Here is a 7096-nt window from a genome sequence, read left to right as displayed (position 1 = left end):
ACATCAACGCGCAGTTGCGAAAGATCATCAAGACGCGAGGCCACTTCCCGAGCGATGACGCCGCCACAAAACTTATCTGGCTTGCCCTGCGCAATATCACAGCCGGATGGAGCCGCTCCGCTCACGATTGGAAGCAGGCCATGAACCAATTCGCTATCCTTTACGCGGATCGATTCGTTCGACCATCCGTGTGAATCTCACCCCCGCCTTGAACACGGAAATTCTGACACTCCCCATACGATTCGTCCGCCGTCTCGGGCTTGCCGTTAAACCCAGCGACATCCCCTCCAGGACAACGCAATTCGCGCGAGCGGCGAATCTCGGGCAGAGCCTGAGACAAAGTCCTTTCGGTTACCAATCCTTCGATTGGCCCCGGTAACGGCGGCCGCGGAGCCGGCGAGCCCGCCAGCCTAGTCCCTACGCGGTACACCGTCACAGTCAACTTCCGTTCGTCCGAAAAAATTCGGCACCGCTGATCGAGTTCAAGCTCCTCACTAGCATTTCCCTGCGCCGGCGACGATTCGTCGGCGCATCTCTCTTCGACACTGACGCGAGGGTGAAATGAACCATCTAGAGCAGATCGGCGCCCAACATCGACGCGAATTCTGGCAACAACAAGCTTGCTCCATATCAGAAAAGACATCGGCCGTCTCTTTACGAGATATCTCCTTTCGAATCAACGGCACTAACGAAATAATCGAACTGATGGAGGGCTATCAGAAGCCGGCCTATGCGCTTGACGATTACTCCGGGCCGAAAACTACGAAGTGCTGTGCTACAGGAACATGTAGCAGAGTTGGCTAATCCGCCCCTAGACAACTAAGGCCCTGCCCGCCCAATTCTGGGCGGGCGACCAACCACATGAGGTGACAAAATCAAGGTCATCGTACATTTTGATTCGAAAACGATCGAATCAGAGTCCATCGCTCAACTCTATGAGCGAGTCGGATTTGGTTTGGCAAAGGACTACCTGGCCGTTGATGATTTCCGACAGCGATTCCTGGATGGTGCGAATCTGTTTGCGGCATTTTCCACAACGCAATCCGATAACCGCCTGCTCGGCATGGTGCGAGTATTCAGCGACGAAATATTCGTTACCTATGTCGCCGAGCTCTGCGTCGATCCGGACGCCCGCAACAGAGGCATTGGAACCGCTCTTATGGAGGTCATCGTGCAGCGTTTTGAGCAGACGGCGATCTTCACCGAGGCCTTTTCTGGAAGCGAGAAGCTCTTCTCCGCGGTCGGAATAACACCTAAGGGCAAACTGGTCGCGTGTAGTAGGGCTCCAGGGCCGTTCCCCATGTGACGAAAATTTGGGAGATGCCCATGAAGCGATCGCTTGCAGCACTTGTCGATAACGCGCTGGTAAGCGTTCGAGGCCAACGCGTCGACCAGCCAAGCCCATACGTTGGCGACATTGGAGGCGTCGCCTGCGTGCACGACCTTGTCAAGGCAGAGCTGAGCGCATTCGTGCGCCCCTTCGAGTATGCGGAGATCGGCGTCCCGGATCGAAGCGGCGGATCGTGGCGGCGGCACAGTCCTGTACGTACCCGCATCTCCTGAGGTGATTGACGGCACCGTTCGGGAGAACATACGACTCGCTAGCGACTGTGTTCAGGACATGGACATCAGGGCTAGCCTGGATACGTGGGACGGGATCTGCGGCAACCGACGCATTGAGCTAGACGAGGATGCGCGGTCGCTTTCGCTCGGAGAAAGACAATTCGTCGCCGTCGTGCGTGCAGTGCTGCATCGGCCACAGGTGCTAATACTCGACGAAGCGCTCAATTCCGTCGATGCAGCGTCTGAGAAGGTCGTCTTGCGCTACGTGCTCGATGCGCTTCCGGAAACCATCATTTTCCTGGTCAGCCATCGTCCAATCACGGGCGTCCAGCCCAATAAACGGGTTCAGTGCGGACAACGGCCGTACGGGAGTGGCGAGCGCCTGTGTCAAGACAGTCCCCAATAGCGATCAGCTTTGGACAAGCCTTGCAGCAGCGTATAGCCTCCTTCCCTCAACTACGCTCATGCTATCGGCTCCGCAGGCTAGACCGGGCCGCGGGGGCGCGCTCGACGGAACGCTCCATATCCTCGACAATTGTTTTCTACTTCCCGAAGGAGAAAGCAGTGTCGGCAAGGATAATGCGAACAATCGCTTTCACCGTTGCGCTAGTCGGCGCACTGCTTCTTCGATACGCACACGCCGAGGCCACTCCCGAAGAAACGATCACCGTCGAAGGCCTGTCCCATCCCGCGGATATCCTCATCGATAAATGGGGCGTACCGCATATCTTCGCGGAGAACGAGCGCGATGCCTTCTTCGTGCAAGGCTTCAATGCCGCCCGCGACCGCATGTTCCAGATCGACCTCTGGCGCCGGCGCGGACTCGGTCAGCTCGCGGAAGTCTTCGGCCCTGCCTATATCGAGCAGGACCAGGCCTCCCGCCTTTTTCTGTACCGCGGCAACATGTCCGCCGAATGGAAGCGCTACGGCCCCGATGCGAAGCCCGTCGCTACCCGTTTCGCAGCGGGCGTCAATGCCTACATCGGTTGGCTGGCCGCACACCCCGACCACCTGCCCTACGAGTTTCGCAAAGTCGGCTACTGGCCCGCGAAATGGAGTCCGGAAGACATCGTTCGCATTCGCAGCCATGGCCTCACACGTAATCTGAAGAGCGAAGTCGCACGCGCAAAGGTCGCCTGCGTCGGTACGCTTGCCGACGACTCCGTGCGCTTCGGTCTGCAGCCTGCATGGCAAGCCCACGTGCCCGAAGGGCTCGATCCATGTCTGCCGGACGACGTGCTCAAGGTCTTTACACTCGCGACGCAAAGCGTGCGCATTACGCGGGATTCGCTCCAGAGCGCCGACGCTGCGACGACGGTCATCGCCGCAGCCGATAATCCCGAGGAAGTCACCGAAGGCAGCAACAACTGGGTGATTGCGCCGAACAAGTCGGCAACGGGCCGCGCGATCATGGCCAACGATCCGCACCGCGCCTACGCCGCGCCGAGCCTGCGTTACATCCAACAGATCAGTACGCCGACGCTCGACATCATTGGCGGCGGCGAACCATCGGCACCAGGTGTTTCGATCGGACACAACGGCTCGATTGCGTATGGCCTCACGATTTTCAACATCGATCAGGAAGACCTCTACGTCTACCGATTGAATCCCGCCAACCCACGCGAGTACCGCTACAAAGGCCACTGGGAGCCCATGCGCATCGTGCACGAGAAGATCGCCGTGCGGGGGGACGCGCCTGTCGATGCCGAACTGGCGTTCACGCGTCACGGTCCCGTCATCTACACGCAGCGCGACAAAAATCGTGCGTTCGCGGTCCGCACGGCGTGGCTGCAACCGGGCATGTCGCCGTATTTCGATTCGATGCGCTACATGCGGGCCAAGAACTTCGCTCAGTTCAAACGCGCGCTTTCAACCTGGGGCGCACCAACGGTCAACCAAGTCTACGCGGACATACAAGGCCATATAGGATGGGTGCCGAGCGGGCTCGCACCGAAGCGTCCGAACTGGGATGGGCTCATGCCCGTTCCCGGCGACGGCCGCTACGAGTGGGCCGGCTTCTGGTCACGCGACGCGATGCCGTCCGCCTACGACCCGAGCAGCGGCTACTTCACCACGTCCAACGAAATGAATCTGCCGCCCGATTTCCCCTACGCGCAACGCAAACTGGGCTTCGAATGGACCAACGGCTCGCGCCATCGACGCATCGACGAAGTATTGCGGTCGTTGCCAAAGGTATCGATCGAAGATAGCGAGCGGTTGCAAAACGATATCGAATCGATTCCCGCACGCCGGCTGGTCGCATTGCTCGCTCCGCTGTCGAGCGACGATCCTTCGACGCATGCCGCCCTATTCATGCTCGCGGGCTGGGACGCGCAAATGCGAGCGGATTCGGCGCAAGCTGCCCTCGAAGAAGTCTGGCTGAGTCGCCATCTCGGCCGCGCGTTCAAACGAGCCGTGTTGCCGCGAGCGGCTGCCGATGCGTTCGGCGCACCCGACACAGCGGTAATGCTCGATTCTCTGGAACATCCACAGGCGCGTTTCGGTGACACCGCGCAGGCGAAACGCGATGACCTGCTCCTTACCAGTCTGCGTGCGGCGTACGAGGAGATGGTGCGGCTGCAAGGTCCGGACAACAGCAAGTGGCAATGGGGGAAGCTCCAGACCAATCTGAATGCGCATCCATTCGCGGATCTCGTCGATGATAAGACGCGCGCCAAGCTCGATGTCGGTCCCATCGGCAAAGGTGGCAGTGCTTATACGCCGAACCAGTCCACCTATCGCACGAGCGATTTCCGGCAGACCAACGGTCCATCGTTTCGCGTGATTGTCGACGTTGGCAACTGGGACAATTCGACGGCGATGAACCTGCCCGGCGAATCGGGCGATCCGAACAGTCCACACTATCGCGACCTCACGCAGATGTGGCTGAACGGCGAGTACTTTCCGTTACTGTATACGCGCGCCGCCGTCGAGAAGGCGACGGAAAAGCGCATTCATCTGGTACCGGACTCGCAGACGCATTAAGCCCGCCCCCACCCGCGTTCCCCCGGCTCCACGCGCGGAGCGTTAGCCTCGCGCTTGACAATCTATCTACACGTAGATAAAGTCACGCTCATGGACTCGAAATCGACCGTCAGGGAACAGTTGCTGGACCACGCCATCACATTGATCATGTTGCGTGGGTTCAACGGCTTTAGTTATCGCGACCTATCGGAGCTGGTAGGCGTGAAGACGTCGAGCATTCACTATTACTTTCCGTCGAAAGACGATCTTGTGCTCGAGGCGGTTGCCGAATACAGCCGAAGCGTCCTGCAAACGCTCGACACGATCGATCCGTCGTTGCCGGCGGATGCGAAGTTGAGCCGCTATACGAAACTGTTCGGCAGGACGCTCGGCGATGGCAACCAGATCTGCTTGTGCGGGATGCTGGCAGCAGACATCGAATCGTTGCCGGATAATGTTCGCGAAGCTGTTCAGGCGTTCTTCAAAGCGAACGAGGCGTGGCTTGCCAACGTCCTCGCGCAAGGCGCGAAGGAAGGCACGCTGGCGTTCAGCGGCAAGCCGCAGAACGCGGCACGCGCGCTGTTCGCCGCCTTTCAGGGCAGCGTGCTCGCCAGTCGGCTCTTCCATACGAAGGCCCGTCTCGAAGACGTCGAACTCGTTTGGAAGAAAGTGTCCTGATGTCGGGGGCTGTTCAGTAAATATATGCGGTAGCCATGAAGTACGGGCAGATCCATGCCCGCGTTTGTTTGAGCCATTTAATCTATCTTTCAGTAGATAGCCAAAGTCCATCACCAAAGGAGTTTCATCATGTCGATCGAAAAAGTTCTCTATCGTGCCCACGCAACGGCGACCGGTGGTCGCGACGGCCGGGCGGTCGTGCCCGAAGGCAATCTCGACCTGAAGCTGACGACACCGCGCGAGCTCGGCGGCGCGGGCGGCGCCGGCACCAATCCCGAGCAATTGTTCGCCGCGGGCTATAGCGCGTGCTTTCTCGGGGCGATGAAGTTCGTCGCGGCACGCGACAAGATCGCGATACCGGCCGATGTGTCGATCGACGGCAGCGTCGGGATCGGCGCGATTCCGAATGGCTTCGGCATCGAAGTCGAGCTGAAGATTTCGCTGCCGGGCATGGACCGCGACGCGGCGCAGGCACTGGTCGAGAAAGCGCACATCGTATGCCCGTACTCGAACGCGACGCGAAACAACATCGATGTCACGTTGACGGTCGTTTGAATCGGGCTTGAAGCAAACCGATAAGCAAGGGCTGCCCCAAGGACGGTTTCAGGGGCGGCCCCTTCGACATCCCGTGTCGAATCGCCGAGAATCGGTCGAATCGGTAACCGGCAACGCGGGCCTTGTGACTGACGAGAAATTCGCCGCGGACGCGCAATGGGTCACGCGCGACCTGATGAGACTCAAGGCATTGCTCGAGGCTCACTAATCGGCGCGTCTCATGCGATGGGCGACGGCCTGCGCAAATACTCGCCCAGAAAGTCGACAAACGTCCGGAGCTTGACCGAAAGCTGATTACGCTCCAAGTAGATCGCGTGGATATTGGCACCGGGCAAGGCCCAGTCCGTGAGCAACGGTACCAGTTTTCCGCTCGCGAGATGTCTCTTGATCTCCCACTGCGATCGCACGACGATCCCACGCCCTTCGAGCGCCCAATGGAGCACGACGCTACCATCGTTGCTGGCCAATGCTCCGTCGACCTTGACCGTTTCCGTTCGCTTGGCGCGCGAGAAATGCCACGTGCCGTAAGCCGACTCGTTCTCGCGCAGAACGATACACGCGTGCCGCGTCAAATCGTGCGGCACGGAAGGCTCGCCGTGGCGCGCCAGATAGTCCGGCGACGCGCAAACCATTCGTCTGTTTTCGAGGAGGAGCCGCGAATTGATGCGCGCGTCTGGCACTTCGCCGAAGCGTATGCCGAGATCGAATCCCTCCTGCTGAAGATTCATTGGGCGCTCCGTCAAATGCAGCAGGATTTTCATCGCTGGATAGAGGGCGACGAACTCGGATACCGCGGGTGCAATCCGCGCCCGCCCAAACCCGAACGATGCGTTCACGCGCAGCAGGCCCGTCGGCTCGCCACGGCTTTGCGTGACGAGATGTTCGAGTTCGGACAATTCATCGAGAATGCGCGAACCGCTCGATAGGTAAAGCTCACCCTCGGGCGTCAGGCTCAGCCGCCGCGTCGTGCGATTCATCAACCGAACCCCGAGGCGCCGCTCCAGCTGCGCGAGCCGTTTGCTGACCGCGGGCGGTGTCACACCGAGTTCACGGGCCGCAGCCGCCAGATTCCGATGCCGCGCAACGAGCGCAAACAGACTCAAGTCCGAGAAAGCGTCCATCTCTCCACCCCAGATGCGCATCGATTCATTCCAAAAAGTTACGACCGGAATGAATTTATGGAAACCCAATCTTGCTATTCATCAATTAGGGCTCTTTTGAAAATGCAGTGGGTAACGCGGCTCACGAGGCATGCGGGTTGAAGCTGGAGAAATCTAGCTTGCCGGCGATGAGGAACAGCACGGTTCGCATTGTTTCGAAGCGCGTGTAGCCGCGC

8 protein-coding genes and 1 pseudogene are annotated in these 7096 nt (G+C 59.4%); 8 read left to right on the top strand and 1 reads right to left on the bottom strand.

Annotation, left to right across the window (positions count from 1 at the left end):
• From GWC77_RS26425 to GWC77_RS30150, 8 genes and pseudogenes are all read left to right on the top strand, one after another.
• A pseudogene (locus tag GWC77_RS26425) lies at positions 1-194 on the top strand (IS256 family transposase); the annotation flags it as partial.
• Positions 195-874: 680 nt separating this feature from the next.
• Positions 875-1306, top strand: coding sequence for a GNAT family N-acetyltransferase (locus GWC77_RS26420; protein WP_367949120.1), 432 nt, complete (start codon positions 875-877; stop codon positions 1304-1306).
• Between the two features lie 20 nt (positions 1307-1326).
• Positions 1327-1563 carry a hypothetical protein gene (locus GWC77_RS26415; RefSeq protein ID WP_173262021.1) on the top strand — a complete coding sequence of 79 codons (237 nt, stop codon included), beginning with the start codon at positions 1327-1329 and terminating at the stop codon, positions 1561-1563.
• Entirely contained in the window at positions 1487-1969 is a 483-nt protein-coding gene (locus GWC77_RS30405) for an ATP-binding cassette domain-containing protein (protein WP_367949119.1), read from the top strand. Before GWC77_RS26415 ends, GWC77_RS30405 begins: the two co-directional genes overlap by 77 nt.
• Before the next feature lie 173 nt (positions 1970-2142).
• Entirely contained in the window at positions 2143-4548 is a 2406-nt protein-coding gene (locus GWC77_RS26405) for a penicillin acylase family protein (RefSeq protein WP_173262015.1), read from the top strand.
• A gap of 90 nt (positions 4549-4638) precedes the next feature.
• Positions 4639-5205 (top strand): TetR/AcrR family transcriptional regulator, encoded by a 567-nt coding sequence (locus tag GWC77_RS26400; RefSeq protein ID WP_173262012.1) that lies wholly within the window; start codon positions 4639-4641, stop codon positions 5203-5205.
• Positions 5206-5334: 129 nt separating this feature from the next.
• On the top strand, positions 5335-5760 hold the full coding sequence (locus GWC77_RS26395) for an organic hydroperoxide resistance protein (protein WP_173262009.1): 426 nt from the start codon (positions 5335-5337) through the stop codon (positions 5758-5760).
• A gap of 73 nt (positions 5761-5833) precedes the next feature.
• Positions 5834-5968: a hypothetical protein gene (locus GWC77_RS30150; RefSeq protein ID WP_302181388.1), complete on the top strand. Its 135-nt coding sequence runs from the start codon at positions 5834-5836 to the stop codon at positions 5966-5968.
• Positions 5969-5978: 10 nt separating this feature from the next.
• Here the strand turns inward: GWC77_RS30150 and GWC77_RS26385 are convergent, their stop codons facing one another.
• Complete coding sequence (locus GWC77_RS26385; protein ID WP_173262030.1) at positions 5979-6881, bottom strand: LysR family transcriptional regulator; 903 nt, start codon at positions 6879-6881, stop codon at positions 5979-5981.
• Positions 6882-7096: the final 215 nt, after the last annotated feature.

Origin of the sequence: Paraburkholderia sp. NMBU_R16 (genome assembly GCF_013282575.1) — a bacterium.
Lineage (GTDB): Bacteria > Pseudomonadota > Gammaproteobacteria > Burkholderiales > Burkholderiaceae > Trinickia.
Note: the sequence above shows the minus strand (reverse complement) of the source record. Positions and strands in the feature narration are given on the sequence as shown.

Excerpts from the sequence above, each read along its gene's own strand:
- GWC77_RS26415 (WP_173262021.1), top strand. The coding sequence starts at position 1,327 with ATGAAGCGATCGCTTGCAGCACTTGTCGATAACGCGCTGGTAAGCGTT.
- GWC77_RS30405 (WP_367949119.1), top strand. The coding sequence starts at position 1,487 with ATGCGGAGATCGGCGTCCCGGATCGAAGCGGCGGATCGTGGCGGCGGC.
- GWC77_RS26405 (WP_173262015.1), top strand. The coding sequence starts at position 2,143 with ATGCGAACAATCGCTTTCACCGTTGCGCTAGTCGGCGCACTGCTTCTT.
- GWC77_RS26400 (WP_173262012.1), top strand. The coding sequence starts at position 4,639 with ATGGACTCGAAATCGACCGTCAGGGAACAGTTGCTGGACCACGCCATC.
- GWC77_RS26395 (WP_173262009.1), top strand. The coding sequence starts at position 5,335 with ATGTCGATCGAAAAAGTTCTCTATCGTGCCCACGCAACGGCGACCGGT.
- GWC77_RS26385 (WP_173262030.1), bottom strand. The coding sequence starts at position 6,881 with ATGGACGCTTTCTCGGACTTGAGTCTGTTTGCGCTCGTTGCGCGGCAT.